Consider the following 21398-nt stretch of genomic DNA (forward strand, 5'->3'; position numbering starts at 1 on the left):
GAAGCCTTCCGTCGTACAGGTGAAGGTGAGAGTGAAGGGGTGGGAGGGATCAGCCCTTGGTCGGCCGGACGCCGAACGAGCGGATCATCAGGTAGCCGAAGTACAGGCCCAGGGCACTGACCGCCAGCACCCCCGGTACGGCGACCGCCAGCGAGGGTCGGTGGTAGCCGGTGTTGGCGAGCGCCTCGGCGAGCCACTGCGCGACCAGCAGGAACTCCGCGGCCGCGGCCGGGAGCAAGGTCACCGGCAGCAGCAGGAGACCCTTCCAGACACCGAAGCGCAGGAAGCTGATGCCGGTCAGCCAGCCCGCGACCTCGTGCGACAGGACCAGCAGGAAGAACTCGGTGAAGATCAGTCCGACCTGCGAGGACTTGGTGAACAGGTGCGGGTTGGCCAGGGCCTGCGTCCAGCCCTGCCAGGCGTAGATCACGTGCTCGATCTGGTAGACGACCACCCAGAGCACCGCCGTACAGGCCGCGGCTCCGACCAGGAAGATGCTCGCGGCCACCGACAGCATCTTGCGGGTGATGCCGAGCGAGACCATCAGCGTGAAAAAGGCCGGCGCCAGCGTGATGCCGACCGTCAGCGAGAAGTACTTCGGCGACTGGGTGCCGTAGTCCCAGATCGAGTGGTTGTCACCGTCGCTGACCAGCTGGACGAACATGCCGATCACCAGGAACGCCAGCACCATCACGGCCCAGTAGCCGCCGAGCATCGGCGTCATGCCGACGCGCATCGCGTGCAGCACCCGGAGCAGCCGCTGTCCCGAGGTGACGCCGTTCGGCAAGGTCGCGGCCGGGCTGGTGGTCGTGGCGGTCATCGGTTCCCCTCCTTCGAGGAGGTCGGTGCGGTCAGGTGGACGAACAGTTCCTGCAGGCCGACCGGCCCGACCTCGAGTCCGGCCGAGCGGGCCTTGGCCAGCAGGGCGTCGTCGAGATCGCCGAGCACGGTCACCGACTTGGTCCCGCCGAGCCGCTGCTCAGCCAGTACGGCGAGACCCGCGGTCAGCTCGTCGACAGCGGCCGCCGGTCCGACCAGCGAGGCTCCGCGGCCGCGGAGGGCATCCACCGGCGACTGCGTGACGAGCTTGCCCTGGTCGAGGATGACAACCTCTTCCAGCAGCGCGCTGACCTCGCTGACCAGGTGCGTCGACAGCAGGATCGTGCGCGGGACCTCGGTGTAGTCGGCCAGCAGTACGTCGTAGAACAGCTCCCGGGACGGCACGTCCATGCCCAGGTAGCTCTCGTCGAAGATCGTCAGCGGCGCCCGGCTGGCCATCCCGAGGATGACCCCCAGAGCAGACCGTTTGCCGCGGGAGAGCTTCTGGACCTTCTTGCCGGTCGGCACCTCGAACTTGTCCAGCAGCTCACCGGCCAGGTCCTGGTCCCAGTACGGCCGCAGGCTCGCGGCGTAGTCGAGGACCCGCTTGACCGGCACCTGGTCGACCAGGTCGCCGGACTCCCGGATCAGGCAGACCCGACTCGTCACGATGGCGTCCTCGTACGGCGTACGCGCCGCTCCGAGGTCGCCGCCGCTGATCAGGACCCGGCCTTCGTCGGGCTTGCGGAAACCGGCCAGGAGGGCGGCCAGCGTGCTCTTGCCGGATCCGTTGCGGCCCAGCAGGCCGTGGATCTTGCCCGGCGCCAGCCGGAGGTCGAGGCCGTCCACGGCGGGGACTCCGCCGAACCGGACAGTGAGATTCTCGGTCCGCACTTCCAGGGCGTTCACTGCTCCTCCTTCTGGATGTGCTGGACGATCTCGGTGAGCGGGACGCCGATCGCCTTCGCCTCGGCGATCATCGGGTCGACCACGCCGGAGAAGAACGCTTCCCGGCGGCCACCGCGCAACAGCTCGCGGGCGTTCGGACTGACGAACATCCCGATCCCGCGCTTCTTGTAGAGCACGCCCTCGTCGATCAGCTGGGCGAAGCCCTTGGCGGCGGTGGCGGGGTTGATCCGGTAGAAGGCGGCGTACTGGTTCGTCGACATGACCTGCTCGTCCTCGGCGAGAGCACCCGTGACGATGTCGTTCTTGATCTGCTCCGCGATCTGGAGATAGATCGGGCTGCGATCGTCGAACATCGTGGTCCCTCTTCTCTCCGGTCGTGGGCGACGTCAGGGTAGCGTGGTTCGTAGGTTCATTACTTGACTAATGAACCGTAGCACCGACGAACCCCCTGACGTCAAGCCCTGACCGTCAAGCCCCTCGCCGCTAGGCCGCTCCGGCTGCCGAGCTCTGCGCCTGGATCGCCTTCCGCAGCGCCGGCACGGGCGGACCCGCCAGCACGGCGAGCTGGGCGAGGCGGTCCTTGTGCTGCTTGCGCTGCGCTCTGGTCAGCACGTGCTTGAGCTCACCGGTGGACGCCAGTACGACGAGCGCGGCGTCGCGCGGGTCGACGCGGCTGACCAGACGGGCGGGCCGGAGCGTGTCCGTCGCCGCCTGCAGCAACTGCCGGCGTACCAGGGGCTGACGGAGAGAGATCCGCTCGGCGGGAAAGAAACCGAAGCGGCGGTAGCGCTCGACCTTGATCAGGTGGCGGCGCTCGAGCTCGTCACGGACCATCGGTACGGCCTGCCGGGCCTTGCGCTCGACCCAGTACTTCCAGCGCTTACGACCGCCGGTCTCGATCTGGGTGAGGACGCAGGCGGCGAGTGGGGACGAGGTCGCGCCGCTGGAGGCGACGACTCGGCCCTCCTGGTCGGCCAGCCGTCCGTCGAGCTGGAGGTCGATCAGCGCGGCGGCGCGCAGCATCAGGCCGAGGCGGGACTTGTTGGTGAGCTTGGCGGTCGTGGGGTTGAAAGCCAGCAGGTAAAGGCGTTCCGGCAGAGCGGGGTGCGTGCTCTTGTCGGCGGCAACTACCTGCTGGGGACGCTCCGGCTTGCGGATCGAACGAGCGTTCATGATTCCTCCTTGCGAGGGCGGCCCGGGCGGCGCATCTTGCCGACCTCGCCGGGCAGCCGGCCGGCGTCCGCGAGGGCGCGCCGGAGCAGGAACTCGATCTGGGCGTTGGTGCTGCGCAGCTCGTCGGAAGCCCAACGAGCCAGCGCGTCGTGCACCACGGGATCCAGCCGGAGCAGGATCTTCTTGCGTTCGGTCGCCATCGGAACTACTGGTACAGCGAGCCGGTGTTCACGACCGGCTGCGCGTCACGATCGCCGCACAGCACCACCAGCAGGTTGCTGACCATGGTTGCCTTGCGCTCCTCGTCGAGGTCGACGACGTTGTTCTCGGACAGCCGGTCCAGCGCCAACTCGACCATGCCGACCGCGCCCTCGACGATCCGGGCCCGGGCCGCCACGATCGCACCGGCCTGCTGGCGCCGCAGCATCGCCTGGGCGATCTCCGGCGCGTACGCCAGGTGGGTGATCCGGGACTCGATCACGTGCACGCCGGCCGCCTGGACGCGGACACCGATCTCGGTCGACAGGGTCTCGGTGATCTCGTCGGTGCTGTCGCGCAGCGACAGGCCACCGTCCTCGGTGTGCACGTCGTACGGGTAGGAGTTGGCGATGTGCCGGACCGCGGTCTCGGTCTGGATCGCGACGAACTCGACGAAGTCGTCCACCTCGAACAACGCCTGCGCGGTGTCCTCGACCTGCCAGACCACCACCGCGGCGATCTCGATCGGGTTGCCGTCGGCATCGTTGACCTTGGCAACGGCCGTCTCGTGGTTGCGGATCCTGGTGGAGACGGGCTGGCGGACCGAGATCGGGTTCACCCAGCGGAGGCCGTCGGTGCGAATCGTTCCGGCGTACCGGCCGAGGATCTGCAGCACGCGGGCCCGTCCGGGCGACACCGCGGTCAGGCCGGCTGCGAGGATCACGCCGGCGACGAACAGGACCGCCGAGACGATGATCAGCGCCAGGTTGCCCTGGCTGATCCCGAGGATGAACAGCACCACTGCTACGAGCACCAGCACGAACGACAGGCCCAGGATCGGCCAGCCGTTCAGGTCCCGCGCCGATCGCTCGGTCACCTTCGGCTTGGGCATTTCCACCATCACGTCAACGTCAGCAGTCATCGTTCAGCTCCTCCGGGATTCGATGTCTTGAAGGTAGCATAGTGATATCAGTTTTTGGAAGTGATGGGTTGGGCAGGTCGGGGCTGCGAGGGGACTACTTGAGGGGCCCCGGCGGGGAAAGCTGGGCGGGCAGGGTGGGGCCGCGAGGGGACTACTTGAAGGGCGTTGGGGTCAGCTGATGGGGCGGGCCAGGTCTGTGAGGGCCTGTTGCCAGGTGGTGGCGGCGGAGGCGGGGAGGGGGTCGATCGGGCCGTCGTGCCAGGCGTGGACGGGGCGGATGCCGTGCAGGGCGTTGAGGAGCCAGAGCTCGTCGACCTCGGCGAGGTCCTCGGGGCGGCGGGCGGTTTCGGCGACCTCGACACCTCTGGCGATAGCCAAGTCTCGGACCAGGTGAGCGGTGACCGACGGCAGGAACGCCCGGTCGGACGGCGGGAAGTGGAGGGTGTCGCCTTCCCACCAGGCCAGCGCCGAGTACGCCGCTTCGACGGCGATGCCGTCGGGGTCCATCAGCAGGACCTCGTCGGCGCCGCAGTCGGCGGCAGCCTCGGCCTTCAGCGCACCGAGTGCTGCGAGGTCAGGTCCTTTGACGAACGGCTGCGTCCGCGGATCGGCGCCGCTGTGCACGGCGATGCGGATCCGGCCGCCCTGAGTAGGGGCCGGACGCAACTGAACGGACAGACCCGATTCGGACAGCTCGAAGCGAGGGAACCACCGGCCGAAGCCAGGAAAGCGACCGACCTGATCGTCGAAGTACGCCTCAGCCCCGGACTCCCCCAGCGCGGCACACGACGAAGCGAATCGCTCGCGGTGCAGCGCCAGCCCCCGGACCTGCCCGTTGTGCACGAGAAACGAATCGGCGACCAGCACGGACTTCACCCCGACCTTCCCAGCGTTGCAGCGGCTTTCAGCACCATCTCGTCGTACTCGTCGTCAGGATCCGAGTCGAGCACGATCGCCCCGCCCGCGCCGATCACCGTCTCGTGCGGAGTCAGGACGGCGGTCCGGATCACCACGCTCAGATCGGCCCGTCCGTCGACCGTCAGGTAGCCGAGCGCACCGGAGTACACCCCACGCGCACTCGACTCCAGCGCGTCGAGGATCTCCATCGTGCGGATCTTCGGTGCCCCGGTCATCGATCCCGGCGGGAAGCACGCCCGTACGGCGGCCACCGCGTCCACACCGTCGCGCAGCTTGCCCCGCACAGTCGTGACGAGCTGGTGCACGGTTTGGTAGCTCTCGACAACCATCAGCTGCGGGACCTGGACGGTCCCCGGTTCGCTGACCCGGCCGAGGTCGTTGCGGATCAGGTCGACGATCATCAGGTTCTCGGCGCGGGTCTTCTCGTCCTCGGCCAGCGCCTTGGCGACCAGCTTGTCCTGCGCCGGGTCGTCCGAGCGCGGCGCGGTGCCCTTGATCGGCCGGCACTCCGCCCACCCGTCGCCGTCGACCGCGAGGAACCGCTCCGGCGACGAACTGGCGATCGCGAGTTCGCCGTACCGGAGGAAGGCCGAGTACGGCGCGGGATTGGTCGCGCGCTGCCACAGGTAGAAATCGAGCGGCTCCGGGACCGGTGGGAGGCGGACGCGGTTCGTCAGGCAGACCTCGTAGGTCTCGCCGGCTTCGAGCGCGGTCATGCAGGCGTCGATCCCGGCCAGGTACGTCGCGCGGTCCTGCTCCAGGTGCTGCTCGACGTCGAGCAGCGAGATCGCCGGCGGATCGACCCAGCCCATCCACCACGACGCGGCGGCCGACGACGCGGTCTCGAGCCAGGCAAGCGCCTCCGCATCGCCAGGCGCGTGGACGGCGACGAGGTACGAGCGGTCCCGGTCGTGGTCGATGACGACGAAGCGGTTGGCCCAGATCCACAGGGCGTCCGGAGTCTGCGCTTCGTACGCCGTGACGCCGCCGGTGAGGGACTTGAGCTCGTAGCCGAAGTAGCCGACGTACCCACCGTTGAAGACCTGGGAAAGCTCGGCCGGTCCGTCGGTCAGGCGGTCGGCGAGGCGGGCCTGAAGTTCGGTGAAGACATCCCCGTCGGAAACGTCCCGGACGATCACTTCCGCGTCCGGCCCGGCGCTCGTCCCGAGCACGGAGATCCGCCGCAGCGACCGGTCGGTGAGGCTGCCGTCGAGCCAGAACGCGACCGGCTCGGCGGCGAACAGCTCCCGGTAGACCGACTCGCCACCGAGTGCGTGATCGACCGAGCGAACGGACCAGGTCAGAGCGGGCACAGCAGAACGGTACCTACTGCTGCGGCCCAACGGTGAGTGGTCTCAGCTCAGCGCGAGGGTGGTCCGCATCGCGGTGATGCGGCGGATCGGGATCGCGACCTCGAGGCCGTCCCGGTCATGGGCGCGCTGGGCCATCCAGGCGGCGGCGTGCTCGCGCCGCTTCTCCGACGTACCGGGCAGGTAGAGCGCGCCGACCATCCGGCGGGCGTCGTCGATGCTGCGGACCGTGTACACGTACCGCTCGCGCTGGCTCTCCATCACGATGAAGCCGGCCTCGCGCAGCTGCTCCTTCAGCCCGGTGATCTCGCCACCCGCCGGGAACTGCGGCCGCGACCGCAGCCGTGTGGTGAGCCCGGTCAGCGTCCGCAGGTCACCGCGCCGCAGCGGCCGCACCGCCGGGATCGTCGCGGCGAGCACTCCCCCACGCCGCAGGACCCGAGCAGCCTCAGCCAGTACGTCGGGCAACGGCTGCAGCACCATCAGACCCATCGAGCAGGTCACGACGTCGAAGGCCTCGTTGGCGAACGGCAGGTGCAGCGCGTCGGCCTGCACCTTCGGACCGGGCGCGCCGTCGAGCTGGATCGCGTTGCTGTCGACGCCCACCACCCAGCGCCCGTACAGCTCCCGGGCGACCGGGCCGTTGCCGCAGGCGAGGTCCAGCACCCGCTTGGCCTCCCCCGACACGGCGCGGACGAGCCAGCGGTACGGCGTGTGGTCGCCTGCTACCGCCCGGGACAGCAGGGCTTCCGTACTGCCCGGGGTGGCGGAGTGGAACTCCCGCAGGTACCCGGGCCAGTCGATCTGGTTCTCTGACATCGCGGACAGACGTTACCCCGTGACCACTGCCCGTACATCATCGAGCGCAGGCAGTGGCCGCATTCTTGACGCAGGTCTGACCGGCTTGCCCGGATTCAGACCAGGGAGACGAAGATGTGCCCGGCGGTCTCGTCGCTGATCACACCGCCGGCGTCACGGCTGCCGACCAGGACACCCTCGGCGTCCAGCATCGAGTCGACCTCGCGGCCCGGCAGCGCGCCGGCCCGGCGCAGCACGGCCATCGCGAAGTCGTCGGTCTGCACGGGCTCGGCGATCCGTCGTACGAGCACGCGCACGGCCGCGCCGGTCGCCTGGTCGAGCACCTTGTCCAGCGGCTCGACACCGTCGCGGAACTCGCCGATCGGCGTCGCGAGGCTCTCCTTGTGCAGCTCCTCCAGGCCCGGGATCGGGTTGCCGTACGGCGACTCGGTCGGGTTGTCGAGGATCTTCATCAGCCGGAGCTCGACCGCGTCGCTCATCACGTGCTCCCAGCGGCAGGCCTCGGCGTGCACGTCCTCCCACTCGAGGCCGATCACGTCGACCAGCAGCCGCTCGGCCAGCCGATGCTTGCGCATCACCCGCGTGGCCTGCATGCGGCCGACGTCGGTGAGCTCCAGGTGGCGGTCGCCCTCGACCGTGACCAGCCCGTCGCGCTCCATCCGTGCCACCGTCTGACTGACCGTTGGCCCGGACTGGTGCAGGCGCTCGGCGATCCGCGCGCGCAGGGGCAGGATGCCCTCTTCTTCCAGTTCGTAGATGGTCCGCAGGTACATCTCGGTGGTATCGATCAGCTCGCTCACGACAACCATTCTCGCCTACCCAGGCAAGCCTTACCCAATCGGCGGGCCGATCCGGTCATTGAAGGTTCAAGCTCACTTCAAAGTTGTTCATCGGCAAGACTGGGCCGGATGACTGCGTTGATGTGGTTCAGACGTGATCTGAGGCTGACGGACAACCCCGCACTGCTCGACGCGGTGGCAGCGGGCGACGGCCAGGTGGCCGGATTGTTCGTGCTCGACCCGGCCCTGTGGGACGCGGCCGGCGACCCGCGCCGCGATCACCTGATCAGCTCGTTGAAGAGCCTGTCCGACGCGATGGGCGGCAAGCTCGTCGTACGGCGTGGAGATCCGGCGGACGTCGTACCGGCACTGGCCGCCGAGATCGGCGCGGCCAGTGTGCACGTCGCCCAGGACTACGGCCCGTACGGCGGCCGCCGGGACGCCGCGGTCGAGAAGGCGCTCGACTGCCCGCTCGTCGCGACCGGTTCGCCGTACGCCGTGGCGCCGGGCCGCGTGCTGAACGGTCAAGGCAACTCGTACCAGGTCTTCACGCCGTACTTCCGCGCCTGGCTCGAGCACGGCTGGCGGCAGCCGGTCGACGCGCCGGCGACCGTCGACTGGATCGGGAAGCGGAGTGACGCGCTGCCGAAGGTCTCGCTCGTCGAGGGGGCGGGCGAGGCCGCGGCACGCGAGCACTGGCAGGACTGGCTCGACGGCGTCGCGGCGTACGACGACGAGCGCGACCGGCCGGATCTCGACAGCACGTCGCGGATGTCGGTCCCGCTGAAGTACGGCGAGATCCACCCGCGCACGATGCTCGCCGACCTGGCCCGCCTGCGCAGCAAGGGCGCCGAGGCCTACCGGCGCGAGCTGGCCTGGCGCGAGTTCTGCGCGGACCTGCTCGCGCGGTACCCGGAAGCGGCCTGGAAGCCGCTGCGCTCCGAGTTCGCCAAGATGGCGTACGACGAACCGGACGACGCCTTCACCGCCTGGTGCGAGGGCCGGACCGGCTACCCGGTCGTCGACGCCGGGATGCGCCAGCTCGCGGAGTCCGGCTTCATGCACAACCGGATCCGGATGGTCGTCGCGTCCTTCCTGGTCAAGGATCTGCACGTGCACTGGAAGTACGGCGCGCGCTGGTTCATGGCGCGACTGCGCGACGGCGACCTCGCGTCGAACAGCCTGAACTGGCAGTGGGTCGCGGGCTGCGGCGCCGACGCCTCGCCGTACTTCCGGATCTTCAACCCGACCACGCAGGGCAAGAAGTTCGACCCCGACGGCGCCTACGTCCGGCGCTGGATCCCGGAGCTGGCCGGCATCGAGGGCAAGGCCGTCCACGAGCCCTGGCTGCTCGACGGCCACGACTACCTGGCGCCGATCGTCGACCACGCCGAGGCCCGCCAGGAGTCCCTGCGCCGCTACGACGCGATCAAGTAGTCCACCGAGGCCTTGACCGCGGGATCTCCTGTACCCCTATAGTGCTAGGTAACTAGATCAATGGGGTGACAGATGATTGAGTTCCACCTGGACGGGCGGTCGGGGGTCTCGCCGTACCAGCAGGTCGTGCAGCAGGTCCGCAACGCGTTGCGGCTCGGGCTGCTGCGCGAAGGAGATCAGCTACCGACGGTGAAGGACGTGGTCGCGAGCCTCGCGATCAACCCGAACACCGTCCTGAAGGCCTACCGCGAGCTGGAGCACGAAGGGCTCGTGGCAGCGCGACCGGGTCGCGGCACGTTCGTGACCCGGACCCTGACCGATCACAGCCTCGCCGCGCACGGCCCGCTCCGCGCGGACCTGCAGCGATGGTTGTCCAAGGCCCGTAAAGCGGGACTGGACGACGAGAGCATCGAGGCGTTGTTCAAGGCCACGTTTCGGTCCGCCGCTCAGGAGGACATAGCATGACCGCCGCTCTCAGGGCCCAAGGACTGGGCAAGAAGTACGGGCGCCGCTGGGCGCTGACCGACTGCACCCTCGACCTCCCGGCCGGCCGCGTCGTCGGCCTCGTCGGCCCGAACGGCGCCGGCAAGAGCACCTTGCTGAACCTCGCCGTCGGCATGCTCACCCCGACCGCCGGCAGCATCGAGGTGCTGGACGCGCCGCCCGGCGGGCCGCAGCTCGCCAAGGTCGGTTTCGTCGCCCAGGACACCCCGACGTACAGCAGGCTGTCGATCGCCGACCACCTCAAGCTCGGCGCGCACCTCAACCCGGGCTGGGACGATTCCCTTGCCCAGCAGCGGATCGAGCGTCTCGGGCTCGACCCGAAGCAGCGGGCCGGTCGACTGTCCGGTGGTCAGCGTGCGCAGCTCGCGCTCACGCTGGGCATCGCGAAACGGCCCGAGCTGCTGATCCTCGACGAGCCCGTCGCCGCGCTCGACCCGCTCGCCCGGCGCGAGTTCCTGCAGGATCTGATGGAGGCCGTCACCGAGCAGGAGCTGAGCGTCGTCCTGTCCTCGCACCTGGTCTCCGACGTCGAACGGTCCTGCGACTACCTGGTCGTCCTGGTCGACTCGCGAGTCCAGATCAGCGGCGACATCGAGACGCTGCTCGCCACGCACTACCGGCTGGTCGGTCCGCGGCGCGACGAGAAGTCGATGCCGCAGAACCAGTACGTGCTCTCGGCCAGCCACACCGATCGCCAGTCCACGTTCCTGATCCGCACCGACGAGCCGGTGCTCGACCCGGCGTGGTCGATCTCGCAGCTCACGCTCGAGGACATCGTGCTGGCCTACATGGGCCGCTCGGCGTCGACGAAACCCAAGTCCAACGACCGGCCCGTCCTGGAGGTGCAGCGATGATCTGGCTGACCTGGCGGCAGTTCCGCCTGCAGGCGTTGGTGGTCGTCGGCGCGATCGTGCTGCTCGGCGTCTTCCTCGCCGTGACCGGCCCCGGCCTGGTCGACACGTACAAGCTCAGGCCCGAGGAGTTCCTCAAGCAGATCCAGTTCGACCGGATCAACCAGTACCTGTACGTCGCCGGGCAGGCGCTCGTGTACGCCGCTCCCCCGGTGATCGGCGCCTTCTGGGGTGCGCCCCTGATCGCTCGTGAGCTCGAGGCCGGCACGCACCGGCTGGTCTGGAACCAGAGCATCACCCGGACCCGCTGGCTGGTCACGAAGCTGGCGGTCACCGGACTCGGCGCGATGGTCGTCACCGGTCTGCTCAGCCTCGCGGTGACGTGGTGGTCCGACCCGATCGACGACGCGATCGACTCGGGTCAGTCGGCGGGCATCTTCAACGTTCCCCGGCTGCTCCCCGCGGTCTTCGGCACGCGAGGGGTCGTGCCGATCGGCTACGCGGCGTTCGCCTTCGCGCTCGGAGTGGCTGTCGGGCTGCTCGTACGGCGCAGTGTGGTCGCGATCGCGATCACGCTGGCCGGGGTGATCGCGATCCAGATCCTGTCGCCGATCCTGATCCGGCCGCACCTGATGACGCCGGTCGAGACCAATGTGATTGTCACACCCGAGAACATGCGCGGGCTGCAGCTGTCAGGTCCGGAGGACAACGCGGTCGTGATGCGCGTCGAGGCGAAGATCCCGGGCGAGGGCAACTGGAAACTGTCGGAGCAGACGGTGAACTCCGCCGGGCAGGTTCAGAAGACCCTGCCGAGCTATCTCGCCGAGTGCGGGCCGCCTCCGCCGAACGCCACTCCGGAGGAGGCAAGCAGCCGGCAGCCGATGAGCGTCTGCTTCCAGCGTCTCGCCGACGACGGCTACAAGCAGCACATCAGCTACCACCCGGCCAGCCACTTCTGGGGACTGCAGTGGCGCGAGTTCGGGCTGTTCCTCCTGCTCGCTCTCGGCCTGACCGGCTTCAGCTTCTGGCGGATCCGGCGCGACCTGACCTGATCGACCACCGCACCAGCACAGCAAGCGCCAGTACGACGGCGGCGCCGACCGCCGATGCGGGCGGCAGGGTGAGGGCGAGCACGACACACCCCAGCAACCCGACGACACTGACGGCCCGGGGCCAGCGACGCTGGTCCCGGGGCTGGGTGAAGGCGGCCGCGTTCGCGACCGCGTAGTACAGCAGGACACCGAACGACGAGAAGCCGATCACACCGCGCAGGTCGACGGTCAGCACCAGGACTCCGACCACGACGGCGAGTGCCACCTCGGCGTGGTGCGGAACGCGGAAGCGTGGATGAACCGCCGCGAGCCAGCCCGGCAGGTCGCCGTTGCGGCCCATCGCCAAGGCGGTGCGGCTGATCCCCGCGATCAAGGCCAGCAACGCGCCCAGGCTGGCCAGGGCAGCGCCGATCCGGACGATCGGGACCGCCCAGGCGGCCTCGGCGGCGCGGACCGCGGTCACCAGCGGTGCGTTGGAGGCAGCGATCTCGGAGGCCCCCACGGACCTGAGCAGCATCAGGCCGATCAGAAGATAGATGCCTACGGCAATCAGTAGGGCGATCGAGACAGCGCGTGGGATGGTCCGGCTCGGGTCGCGGACCTCCTCCCCCATCGTCGCGATCCGGGCGTAGCCGGCGAAGGCGAAGAACAGCAGGCCGGCGGCCTGGAGAACGCCGTACACGCTGGTTCCGCCGGGCCACACTGGCGGGAGCGGATCGGTGCCGGACGAGGCTTGCAGGAGCACCAGGATCAGGGCGAGGACGGCCAGCGAGCAGGCGACGAGGACCCGGGTCAGGCGAGCGGTCCGGGTGACGCCGCGGTAGTTCACCGCCGCCAGCAGGATCACCGCGAGCAGCGCTACGCCGCGGCGCAGCCACCCGGGATCCGGGACCGCGTAGGTGGCGAAGGTCAGTGCCATGGCGGCGCACGAAGCGGTCTTCCCGAGGACGAAGGCGGAGCCTGCCAGGAAGCCGACGGTCGGTGAGAGCCGCTCGCGGCCGTAGACATAGGCGCCACCGGACACCGGGTACTGAGCCGCCAGCTGGGCCGAGGACGCTGCGTTGCAGTAGGCGACTGCGGCGGCGATCAGCAGGCCGACGAGCAGCGCGCCGCCGGCGGCCTGGGCGGCCGGCGCCCAGACCGCGAAGACGCCGGCCCCGATCATCGAGCCCAGCCCGATCACCACCGCGTCCGTCACCCCGAGCCCACGCACCAGCCCCGGCTGAGGCTGCGCCGGGGCAGACCTCCCAGACCCCGGGCGCGACTTCCCCGGGCCGGGCGCCGGGTCCGGCTTTCCCGGGCCGGACTCTCCCGGGTCCGGCTTCTGCTCGGTCGGGCTCATGACCGTGGGTCGCCGGCTCTCATCGCCGCGGCGATCTTCTGCTCGGCTTCGGCTACGACGGCGGCCGGGGCCTCCGGCATCAGGTCCGCCCAGAGCGGGAGCATTTCGCGACGGGCTTCGAGCATGCCGAGCGGGCGCGGGTAGAACCAGATGTGGAAGTGCGACGAGCCGTCGCCCCAGCGGTAGACGTGCACCCGAGCGATGTCGCCGAGCGCCAGGATGGCCCGTTCGATCCGGGCGACGACGCCGCCGTAGCTCGCGGCGACCCGGTCGGGCAGATCGGCGAACGAGTCGTGGTGCTCCCGCGTGGTCAGCCAGACGATGCCCGGGACGGTGACCTCGGTCGCCCGGCACAGCACCCAGTCCTCGTTCTGCCACAACGGCGGTTGGTGGCCGGACGCGGCCGGGTCGGCGATCCACGTACAGAGGCCGCACGGGTCTCCGCCGGGCTCACCGACCCGCGGCGGCTCGGGGATCACGCGCGGTCCGGGCGACCGGCGGGTGAGCGGTTCGGCGTACGGCAGTGTCATGGCGGTTCCCCTCGACGGCACGGTCAGGCAGATCTCCATGTAACGCCTATGTTGCAGAAATTGCAACAGCCCTGTTGCATCAGGGTTCGACCAGACCACGCAGGATCAGGTCCAGGGTCAGCCCACGGACCCGGGCCTTGGACCAGTGGTGCCGGCCGCGCATGTGCACGTAGGTCGTGGTCGCGCTCACCATCACGATCTCCGCGACGTCGTCGACCCGGCCGCGCGGATGCAGCGAGCCGTCGTCCGCGCCCTCACGCAGGAACCGCTCGAACGGCTCCAGGTAGACCACCGAGCCGTTGCGTTCCTGCTCGCGGTGGAAGACCAGGTCCGACGACATCATCAGCGGAAGATGCCGGTCCAGTACGTCGAACAAAGCGTTCAGCGCCTTGACCAGTCCCTGCCGGCCGGTCCCGGTGGCGGTCAGCACCGGCCACATCGCGTCGCGGTAGTCGGTCGCCAGCGCGTCGAGCAGCGAGTTCAGCAACGCCTCCACGGTGAAGCCCTGCCGCCACAGCGTGACCCGCGACCGGCCGACCTGCTCGGCCACCCGCTCCAGCGTGACGCCGTCCCAGCCGTGCTCGGCCAGCACCGCGACCGTCGCCGCCCGCAGCGTCTCGTCGACCGTGACCGTCATCGCGCCGAACTCCTCACTACCGGGCCTCTTGTGAAACACCGGCGTTGCATCCACGATGACTGTACCAAGGCACCAGGAGGTCCAGATGGAATCACGCACCGAGGTCCGTCTCCAGCTCACCGCGCCGGAGGCGACCGCGCTGACGGCACTGGCCGAAGGCGTTGCCGGGATCTGCGAGTCCCCGGTGACCGAGGAGCAGGCCGTGGTGGCCGCCCTCGAACTCGCCCTGCGCCGGTTGCTCGAGGACTTCGAGGTCCCGGACCCGGCGGCTCGAGCCCGAGCCCAGACCGCGCACGAGGAACTCCGGCGCGGCTGGGTCCGCGGCAACGCTTCGCTCTGACCTGCCTAGACGGCCTTCAGGATCGTCAGCAGGCGAGCGACCTCGGCTCCGACCGCGGTGCGGGCGGGGCCGAGGTACTTGCGGGTGTCGACGAGCTTCGGCTGGTCGGCGAGGATCTCGCGGACGACGCCGGTGAACACGTTGTTCAGGTGGGTCGCGATGTTCACCTTCGTCATCCCGGCCTCGACCGCGCGGGTCAGGTCCTCGTCGGCGACGCCCGAAGAACCGTGCAGCACAAGGGGAACCGGTACGGCGGCCCGCAGCTCACCGATCAGCGCGAAGTCCAGCTCGGCCGTCCGCTCGGTCATCGCGTGCGACGACCCGACCGCGACCGCGAGCGCGTCGACGCCGGTCGCCTCGGCGAACGCGAGCGCCTCGTCGGGCCGGGTCCGGGCGCCAGGCGCGTGCACGCCGTCCTTGCCGCCGACCTCACCGATCTCCGCCTCGACGAACACGCCGTGCTCGTGGCAGAACGCGGTCACCTCGCTGGTCGCGGCGACGTTGTCGGCGTACTCGAGCTTGGACGCGTCGAACATCACCGAGGTGAAGCCGAGCGACACCGCCTCGGTGACCAGGTCGCGATCCATCGCGTGGTCGAGGTGCACGACGACCGGCACGCTCGACGCGGCCGCGGCCGCCAGGGTGGCGACCCCGATCGGCTTGAGCGCGCCGTGGTACTTCACGGCGTTCTCGCTGATCTGCAGGATCACCGGCGCACCGACCTGCTCGGCCCCGGCGATCAGCGCGGTCGCGTGCTCCAGCTGGATCACGTTGAACGCGCCGACTCCACGGCCCGCCTGGGCTGCGGCCAGCACGACCTCGGCTCCGGACACCAACGGCATGAGCTTCTCCTATCGAACGACGACCTGCGGCTGCCACCGCCGGTACGCCGCAAGGTCGATGTCACCGGCAACCGGTGTGAGGACGGCGGCGGCCGACGCGGCCACCGCGGACTTGAGGACCGTCGGCCAGTCGGGTTGGGCCGACTCGGCGATCGCGGCAGCGACGACGGCGGTGCACGCATCCCCTGCACCAGTGGGGTTTCCGGCCACACGCTCGACCGGGTCCGCACGCCAAACGCCGGTCCGGCTCGCGGCGACCATGCCGCGCGGGCCGTCGGTGATCACGGCGGCGGTGGCCCCGAAGTCGACCAGTCGGCGAGCGCCGTCCTCGACGGACATGTCGTCACCGAGTGCTTCGTGCAGCTCGGCCGCGTTCGACCGAACGACAGCGCCTGCCTCGGCAGCGGCGAGCAAGGCCTGCCCGCCGGTGTCGATGACGGTCCGTACGTCGCGTTGCCACGCGAGCGTCGCGATCTCGGAGTACGCGTTGGCGGGCAGACCGGGCGGAAGACTGCCCGAACAAGCCAGTACGCCGAGGCGCTGCCACGGCATCCGCTCGGTCAGCGCCCGCCACTCGTCGGCGGCGACCGAAGGCCCGGCCTCGTTGAAGATCGTCGCGTCCCCGTCGACACCGTTGACGATGGCAACGGTCCGCCGGGTCTCGCCCTTGATCGGCGTGAGCAGTGAAGTCAGGCCGGCGTCGAAGAGCTCCTCGGCGACCTGCTCGCCGGTGACTCCGCCGACGAAGCCGAGCACCAGCACCGGGTGGCCGAGCGTCGCGGCGACCCGGGCGACGTTCACACCCTTGCCTCCGGCCCGCATCCGGACGTCACCGACGCGGTGACTGCCGCCGACCACGAGCTCGTCGACGGCGTACGTGACGTCGAGCGCCAGGTTGAGCGTGACGGTGCCGATCACGTGGTCTCGAGCCACTCGCCGCCGCGCATCACCTTCTGGACGGTGTAGTCGTCGTCGAGCACGACCAGGTCGGCACGCTTGCCGGTCTCGATGCCGCCGACGTTGTACCAGCCGAACGCCTCGGCCGGCGTCGTCGACGCCATCCGCGACGCGTCCACCAGCGAGACACCGGCGTTCACCGCGTTGCGGTAGGCAACATCCATCGTCAGCGTGCTGCCCGCGATCGAGTGCGAGCCCTGCGCGAGCGTGGCCAGTCCGTCCTTCACGTCGACCTCGAGGCTGCCCAGCATGTAGCGCCCGTTGGGCATGCCGGTCGCGACCATCGCGTCGGTGATCAGTGCGATCCGGTTCACCCCGGCGGCGGCCAGGGCGACGCGAACCACCTGCGGGTCCAGGTGCATGCCGTCGTTGATCACCTCGAGCAGCAGCCGCGGATCGTTGAGCGCGGCACCGACCGGACCGGGGTCGCGGTGGTGGAACGGCCGCATCCCGTTGAACAGGTGGGTCGCGACCGTCGCCCCGGCGTCCGCCCCGGCGATCATCTGCTCGTACGTCGCGTCGGTGTGCCCGAGCGCGGCGACCACACCCGCGTCGACGACCTGACGGATCGCGTCCAGCCCGTGCTCCAGCTCCGGCGCGATCGTCACCATCTTCACCGCGTCGCTGAGCACCTTGGCGACATCGCCCTCGACCGGGTCGCGCAGCAACGTCGGCTCGTGCGCGCCGCAACGCGCCGCGGAGAGGAACGGGCCCTCCAGGTGAACGCCCGCGATCACGCCGTCGGTGACCAGGTCGGCCAGGCACGCGGTCTGCGACACGAGCTCGTCGAGCGGCCCGGTGACCAGGCTGGCCATCGTCGTCGTGGTCCCGTGCCCGGCGTGGAAGGCCGCGACCTTGCGCGCCTCCTCGGGATCGGTCGTCGAGTACGTCGAACCGCCGCCGCCGTGGGTGTGGATGTCGACGAACCCGGGCACGACCGTGGTGTCGCCGAGGTCCTGCGGCCGCAGCCCGTCGGCCGGCATCCCCTCGGACCGGCGGCCGAAGGCGATGATGTCGCCGTCCTCGATCTGGATCCAGGCGCTCTCCAGGACGTCGTCCGGCGTCACCAGCCGGCCCACCCTGTACGTCGTCATTCGGTCTGCTCCCCGCTCTCGTCCACAGTCACTCGGTCCCAGGCCAGCAGCGCGGCGCCGAGACATCCGGCCTCCTCGCCGAGCTCCGCGGCGACGATCTCCGGCTCGCGCTGGAACGTCAGCCGCTCGTGCACCCCGGCGCGCAAGGGCGCGAGCAGGGTCTCCCCCGCGCCGACCAGTCCGCCGCCGATCGCGATCCGGGTCGGCGCGACCAGGGTCGTGTAGAGCACGAGCGCGTCGATCAGCGCGGCCAGCGCCTCCTCCCACACGATCGCGGCGTCGGGATCGCCTTCGGCCAGCAGCTCCAGGACCTCGCGGGCTCCGTCGACGACACGACCCGTGCGGGCGCCGTACCGGCGGGCGAGGGCGGCAGCGGAGGCGACCGTCTCCAGGCAGCCGTACTGGCCGCAGGCGCACAGCTCGGCGGCTTCGCCGTGCACGAACCGGGTGTGGCCGAGCTCACCGGCGTACCCGTCGCCGCTGACCAGCGAGCCGTCGACGACCATCGCGGCCGCGATGCCGGTGCCGAGCGGGAGGAAGAGTGAGTTCGTGGTGCCTCGGAGGGCGCCCTGGCGCAGCTCGGCGTAGCCGCCGGCGCGGACGTCGTGGGCGAGGTACACCTGGTGGTCGGGGCCGAGCGCGGCCTGGATCTCGGCGCGGACCGGGGTCTTCACCCAGAGCAGGTTCTCGGCGCTGACCGTGCCCTGCTCGGCATCGATGATGCCCGGTACGACGACGCCGACCGCGCGGACGTGGTGCCCGTCGGCGGCCGCCTTCTGGCTGAGCTCGACGACGGTTTGCAGCAGCGCGTCGAGCACGGCACGAGCACCAGCGTCCCGGGGCGTCGACCTGGTCTCCCGGTGCAGCACGGCACCGTCGGCGGCGACCAGGCCGCACTTCATCCGGGTTCCACCGAGATCGACGGCAACCACGACTTCACAGGGCTCCACGGAGCGCCATTATGCAGCGTTACCCGGGGGTTCGAACATCCGTGAGCAATTGATGGACAGGAATCGCCAGACCAGTTGGGTCAGTGGCCCGCCGCTTCGAGCGCTGCGACGGGCCCGTCGTACACGGTGTGTCGCGTCAGGCGCGCAGGCCGCGGTCGAAAGCCGCCACCAGGAAGGCGATCAGGTTCTCGGCCAACCTACTGGCGTCGTCGACGTCCTCGGTGCCCGGGGCTCGCGACAGCGCCTGCGACTGGTGCAGCGCGAGCAGACCGAGCATGTTGACGTAGCCGAACGCGACCGACTCGGGCGCCGCTCTCGGCAGCGCCGCCTGCAGTGCCGCCAGGTAGCGGGCCTCGACCGGATCCGCCTCCGTGGCGTACAGCTCACGGATCCGCCGGCTCGGGTCGAACGCGACCCGGCCGATGAACCGGGCCACGATCGCGCCCCGCTCGCCCCGGCGCAGGACGAGATCCAGCCCGGGCTCGATGAAGGCCCTGATCAGCTGCTCGGCGGTCGGGTGCCCGGTCGCCTCCAGCTGGTCGAGCCGGCGGCGCCGTTCGGTGTTGACCGGTGCCATCGCGCGCGCCACCGCGGCCCGGAGCAGGGCCTCCTTCGAACCGAAGTGGTAGTTCACCGCCGCGATGTTCGCAGCCGCGGCGACCGTGATCGCGCGCAGTGACGTTCCTTCGTAGCCGCCCTCGCCGAACCGCTGCTCGGCAATGTTGAGCAACCGTTCCCGGGTCGATTCCACGGGTGGTGTTTCCACAGAGTTCTCCTTCCCCCCGGCCACCGCTCGCGCAGGCACCCCACCTGCTCACGCGCCGTAGCCTGCAGTCAGCATAGTTCAAACGGACGTTTGAATGAGAGTGGTCGGACCAGTAAATCTGCGGGAACGCGGGAAAACCCTTCACTTTGCAGATCAACAGGCCTGATTCGGGCCATTCCGGGACTCCCCGTCCCACTGGGCGGACGGGGAGTTAGGGTCGGTGGGCATGAGTACGCACGAGGTGCTGCGGATCGAACGACGGTTCCGGGGCCCGGACAAGTCCGCCAACGGCGGCTACACGGCCGGTCTGCTCGGCACCCGCCTGGGCGGGTCCGACGACACCGTCCCGCAGGTCACCCTGCGGATGCCGCCGCCGCTCGAGACCGACCTCGACCTCACCTTCGCCGAGGGCAGCGCGTTCCTGCGGGCAGCCGACACGGTGGTCGCGGAGGCCGAGCCGGTGCCGGCCGATGTGCTCGGCGACTCGGCGATCGACCCGGTCCAGTACGACGAAGCGCAAGCCGCCGAAGCGTCGTACCGGGGACTGCAGAACCACCCCTTCCCTGGCTGCTACACCTGCGGCCCGGACAACCAGGACGGCCTGCGCCTGCGGCCCGGCCTGCTCGGCGACGGCCGGACCGCCTGCACCTGGACGCCGGCGGCTTCGCTGGCCGACGCTGACGGTGACCTGGTCGCACCCGTGCACCTGTGGGCGGCGCTCGACTGCCCTGGCGGCTGGAGCATCGACCTGGACGGACGGCCTTCGGTGCTGGGCCAGATGACCGCCTGCGTCGACGCGCAGCCGCAACTCGGCGAGCCCTGCGTGATCATGGGCCGCAACCTCGGCGAGTCCGGCCGCAAGACCTTCACCGCCACCACGCTGTACGACTCCGACGGACGGATCCTGGCGCGCGCTCGGCACACGTGGATCGCCGTCGACCCGTCGCTGTTCAACTAGCCGTCAGCACGAAGTTCGGCGACACCTGCCAGGCGATCGGGCGGCCGCCGTACGTGAAGGACGGCACGAGGAACCGGTACGCGTGCGACCCGCGCTGCGTCGCGGCGAACGTGTAGTCGCCCCAGCCGCTCTTCAGGTCGACCCACTTGAGATCCCGCCAGACGTTGCCGTCCCAGCGCTGCAGGGTGGACCGGACGTTCACCGCCGGCGACACGGAGATCCGAGCCCGCGCGGCTTGGCCCAGCTTGACTGTCGTGGCTGCGAACGACGCGACCACTCGTGGCCGGGTCAGCGTGTTCACCGACTTGCTGATCGCTCCCATGCCGAGGCTGCCGTCGGCGAAGTAGTCCGGTACGGCGACGCGGTACTCCCTGGTCCCCCACGCCACCGGCGCGAACCGGAACGCCCCGTCGGTCTGGACCGTGCCGACGACGTACCAGGGCGACGCCGCGTTCGCCCGTGCCTGCAGCGCGACCGTCCGGGGATGCTGACCAATCGGCCCCGACCAGCAGCCCTCCTTGTCGCACCGCCGTCCGGACCGCACGAACCACCCACTGATCACCGTCGCTTGCCCGTACGTCGTACTGGCCGGGATCGTGACGCTGTCCAGTGCGCCGCCGTCGACATCGAGGCTGGTCCACGCGGGCACGCCGGACCACTCGTTGTAGTCCCGGACGCCGACGTTGATCGGCGGTGCGTCCGGCGTCGTGAAGGTCGCCGTGGTCGCCGGTCCGGTCTGGGAGACCGCGGACCACTCGACGTAGTTCGGCTTGCTCGCGAACACCTGGTAGCGGTGCGGGCCGACCGCCAGGTCGAGCGCGTCGCCGGGGTTCGGGTCGACCGGATCGGGTCCGGAGTGCCACTTCATCGTGAAGGTGTTGCCGCCCGGTACGGCGGTCAGTTGGTCGATGTCGATGACCCCGCGCTGCAGGGTGTCGAAGGGAGCGGACAGACCGCCCGGACTGGTCGTCGAGGCCCCCGACGAGGTGACGGCCACCGACATCCGCACCGACGTACTGGCCAGGAAGTCGGAGACCGGTACGTCGACCTGGTTCGGTGCACCCGCAGCCGTCTCCGACGAGTGGGGCGCCGAGCCGCCCGGGTACGTCGCGATGATCCAGTTGGACCTGTCCCCCACCTCGTCCCACGTCACCCGGACGTGGGTGTGCGCGGCACTGGACCACGCGACCTTCACGTTGGTGGGCGCAGGGTCGGCGGCCGCGGCCGGGCTCACCAGGCCGAGTGTCAGGACCAGTCCGGCCACAGCTGTCAGCGCGACTCTTCGCACAGG

The 21398-nt window shown here is 70.0% G+C and carries 25 protein-coding genes; 6 read left to right on the plus strand and 19 right to left on the minus strand.

What is annotated here, in order from left to right; all coding sequences use genetic code 11:
• Positions 1–49: 49 nt before the first annotated feature.
• From ACYVIO_RS30710 to ACYVIO_RS30755, 10 genes are all read right to left on the minus strand, one after another.
• On the minus strand, positions 50–820 hold the full coding sequence (locus tag ACYVIO_RS30710; protein ID WP_460654409.1) for a hypothetical protein: 771 nt from the start codon (positions 818–820) through the stop codon (positions 50–52).
• Entirely contained in the window at positions 817–1728 is a 912-nt protein-coding gene (locus tag ACYVIO_RS30715) for an ATP-binding cassette domain-containing protein (protein ID WP_460654410.1), read from the minus strand. Before ACYVIO_RS30715 ends, ACYVIO_RS30710 begins: the two co-directional genes overlap by 4 nt.
• Positions 1725–2081 carry a GntR family transcriptional regulator gene (locus ACYVIO_RS30720; protein WP_460654411.1) on the minus strand — a complete coding sequence of 119 codons (357 nt, stop codon included), beginning with the start codon at positions 2079–2081 and terminating at the stop codon, positions 1725–1727. Before ACYVIO_RS30720 ends, ACYVIO_RS30715 begins: the two co-directional genes overlap by 4 nt.
• 130 nt (positions 2082–2211) lie before the next feature.
• Positions 2212–2901 (minus strand): GOLPH3/VPS74 family protein, encoded by a 690-nt coding sequence (locus tag ACYVIO_RS30725; protein WP_460654412.1) that lies wholly within the window; start codon positions 2899–2901, stop codon positions 2212–2214.
• Entirely contained in the window at positions 2898–3101 is a 204-nt protein-coding gene (locus ACYVIO_RS30730; protein WP_344180934.1) for a type II toxin-antitoxin system antitoxin, read from the minus strand. The genes ACYVIO_RS30725 and ACYVIO_RS30730 overlap by 4 nt, the downstream gene beginning before the upstream one ends.
• A gap of 5 nt (positions 3102–3106) precedes the next feature.
• Positions 3107–4021, minus strand: coding sequence for an SPFH domain-containing protein (locus ACYVIO_RS30735; protein WP_460654413.1), 915 nt, complete (start codon positions 4019–4021; stop codon positions 3107–3109).
• 171 nt (positions 4022–4192) lie between these two features.
• Entirely contained in the window at positions 4193–4897 is a 705-nt protein-coding gene (locus ACYVIO_RS30740) for an aminotransferase class IV (RefSeq protein ID WP_460654414.1), read from the minus strand.
• Positions 4894–6252, minus strand: a complete 1359-nt coding sequence (gene pabB / locus ACYVIO_RS30745; RefSeq protein WP_460654415.1) for an aminodeoxychorismate synthase component I — start codon at positions 6250–6252, stop codon at positions 4894–4896. Before pabB ends, ACYVIO_RS30740 begins: the two co-directional genes overlap by 4 nt.
• 42 nt (positions 6253–6294) lie before the next feature.
• Complete coding sequence (locus ACYVIO_RS30750; RefSeq protein WP_460654416.1) at positions 6295–7068, minus strand: class I SAM-dependent methyltransferase; 774 nt, start codon at positions 7066–7068, stop codon at positions 6295–6297.
• Between the two features lie 95 nt (positions 7069–7163).
• Positions 7164–7877 (minus strand): metal-dependent transcriptional regulator, encoded by a 714-nt coding sequence (locus ACYVIO_RS30755; RefSeq protein ID WP_184798252.1) that lies wholly within the window; start codon positions 7875–7877, stop codon positions 7164–7166.
• Positions 7878–7976: 99 nt separating this feature from the next.
• On the opposite strand from ACYVIO_RS30755, the gene ACYVIO_RS30760 reads away from it, so the two are divergent.
• The 4 genes from ACYVIO_RS30760 (at position 7977) to ACYVIO_RS30775 (ending at position 11691) form a co-directional block, all read left to right on the plus strand.
• Positions 7977–9284: a cryptochrome/photolyase family protein gene (locus tag ACYVIO_RS30760; RefSeq protein WP_460654417.1), complete on the plus strand. Its 1308-nt coding sequence runs from the start codon at positions 7977–7979 to the stop codon at positions 9282–9284.
• A 72-nt stretch (positions 9285–9356) separates the two neighbouring features.
• Positions 9357–9749 (plus strand): GntR family transcriptional regulator, encoded by a 393-nt coding sequence (locus ACYVIO_RS30765; RefSeq protein WP_344180948.1) that lies wholly within the window; start codon positions 9357–9359, stop codon positions 9747–9749.
• Positions 9746–10642 carry an ABC transporter ATP-binding protein gene (locus tag ACYVIO_RS30770; protein WP_460654418.1) on the plus strand — a complete coding sequence of 299 codons (897 nt, stop codon included), beginning with the start codon at positions 9746–9748 and terminating at the stop codon, positions 10640–10642. Before ACYVIO_RS30765 ends, ACYVIO_RS30770 begins: the two co-directional genes overlap by 4 nt.
• Positions 10639–11691, plus strand: a complete 1053-nt coding sequence (locus tag ACYVIO_RS30775; protein ID WP_460654419.1) for an ABC transporter permease — start codon at positions 10639–10641, stop codon at positions 11689–11691. The genes ACYVIO_RS30770 and ACYVIO_RS30775 overlap by 4 nt, the downstream gene beginning before the upstream one ends.
• Here ACYVIO_RS30775 and ACYVIO_RS30780 read toward each other — a convergent pair.
• The 3 genes from ACYVIO_RS30780 to ACYVIO_RS30790 form a co-directional block, all read right to left on the minus strand.
• Positions 11657–13033: an APC family permease gene (locus ACYVIO_RS30780; RefSeq protein ID WP_460654420.1), complete on the minus strand. Its 1377-nt coding sequence runs from the start codon at positions 13031–13033 to the stop codon at positions 11657–11659. The genes ACYVIO_RS30775 and ACYVIO_RS30780 overlap by 35 nt on opposite strands.
• Positions 13030–13563, minus strand: coding sequence for a hypothetical protein (locus ACYVIO_RS30785; RefSeq protein WP_460654421.1), 534 nt, complete (start codon positions 13561–13563; stop codon positions 13030–13032). Before ACYVIO_RS30785 ends, ACYVIO_RS30780 begins: the two co-directional genes overlap by 4 nt.
• Positions 13564–13642: 79 nt before the next feature.
• Entirely contained in the window at positions 13643–14200 is a 558-nt protein-coding gene (locus ACYVIO_RS30790) for a TetR/AcrR family transcriptional regulator (RefSeq protein WP_460654422.1), read from the minus strand.
• A gap of 85 nt (positions 14201–14285) precedes the next feature.
• Here ACYVIO_RS30790 and ACYVIO_RS30795 point away from each other — a divergent pair, with 85 nt between their 5' ends.
• Complete coding sequence (locus tag ACYVIO_RS30795; protein ID WP_460654423.1) at positions 14286–14540, plus strand: hypothetical protein; 255 nt, start codon at positions 14286–14288, stop codon at positions 14538–14540.
• Between the two features lie 5 nt (positions 14541–14545).
• On the opposite strand, the gene ACYVIO_RS30800 is transcribed toward ACYVIO_RS30795, so the two are convergent.
• The 5 genes from ACYVIO_RS30800 to ACYVIO_RS30820 form a co-directional block, all read right to left on the minus strand.
• Positions 14546–15382 (minus strand): class II fructose-bisphosphate aldolase, encoded by an 837-nt coding sequence (locus ACYVIO_RS30800; RefSeq protein ID WP_460654424.1) that lies wholly within the window; start codon positions 15380–15382, stop codon positions 14546–14548.
• A 9-nt stretch (positions 15383–15391) separates the two neighbouring features.
• Entirely contained in the window at positions 15392–16315 is a 924-nt protein-coding gene (locus tag ACYVIO_RS30805; protein WP_460654425.1) for a 1-phosphofructokinase family hexose kinase, read from the minus strand.
• The gene (nagA, locus tag ACYVIO_RS30810) at positions 16297–17433 is read right to left on the minus strand and encodes an N-acetylglucosamine-6-phosphate deacetylase (RefSeq protein WP_460654426.1); all 1137 of its coding nucleotides are present in this window, start codon (positions 17431–17433) and stop codon (positions 16297–16299) included. The genes ACYVIO_RS30805 and nagA overlap by 19 nt, the downstream gene beginning before the upstream one ends.
• Positions 17430–18383 carry an ROK family protein gene (locus ACYVIO_RS30815; protein ID WP_460654427.1) on the minus strand — a complete coding sequence of 318 codons (954 nt, stop codon included), beginning with the start codon at positions 18381–18383 and terminating at the stop codon, positions 17430–17432. Before ACYVIO_RS30815 ends, nagA begins: the two co-directional genes overlap by 4 nt.
• Before the next feature lie 136 nt (positions 18384–18519).
• Entirely contained in the window at positions 18520–19149 is a 630-nt protein-coding gene (locus ACYVIO_RS30820; RefSeq protein ID WP_460654428.1) for a TetR family transcriptional regulator, read from the minus strand.
• A 226-nt stretch (positions 19150–19375) separates the two neighbouring features.
• On the opposite strand from ACYVIO_RS30820, the gene ACYVIO_RS30825 reads away from it, so the two are divergent.
• A complete protein-coding gene (locus tag ACYVIO_RS30825) occupies positions 19376–20107 on the plus strand; it encodes a hypothetical protein (protein ID WP_460654429.1) in 732 nt (243 codons plus the stop codon).
• Here ACYVIO_RS30825 and ACYVIO_RS30830 read toward each other — a convergent pair.
• Positions 20100–21395, minus strand: a complete 1296-nt coding sequence (locus ACYVIO_RS30830) for a hypothetical protein (RefSeq protein WP_460654430.1) — start codon at positions 21393–21395, stop codon at positions 20100–20102. The genes ACYVIO_RS30825 and ACYVIO_RS30830 overlap by 8 nt on opposite strands.
• Between the last annotated feature and the right edge of the window lie 3 nt (positions 21396–21398).

It is taken from the genome of Kribbella endophytica (assembly GCF_054781295.1).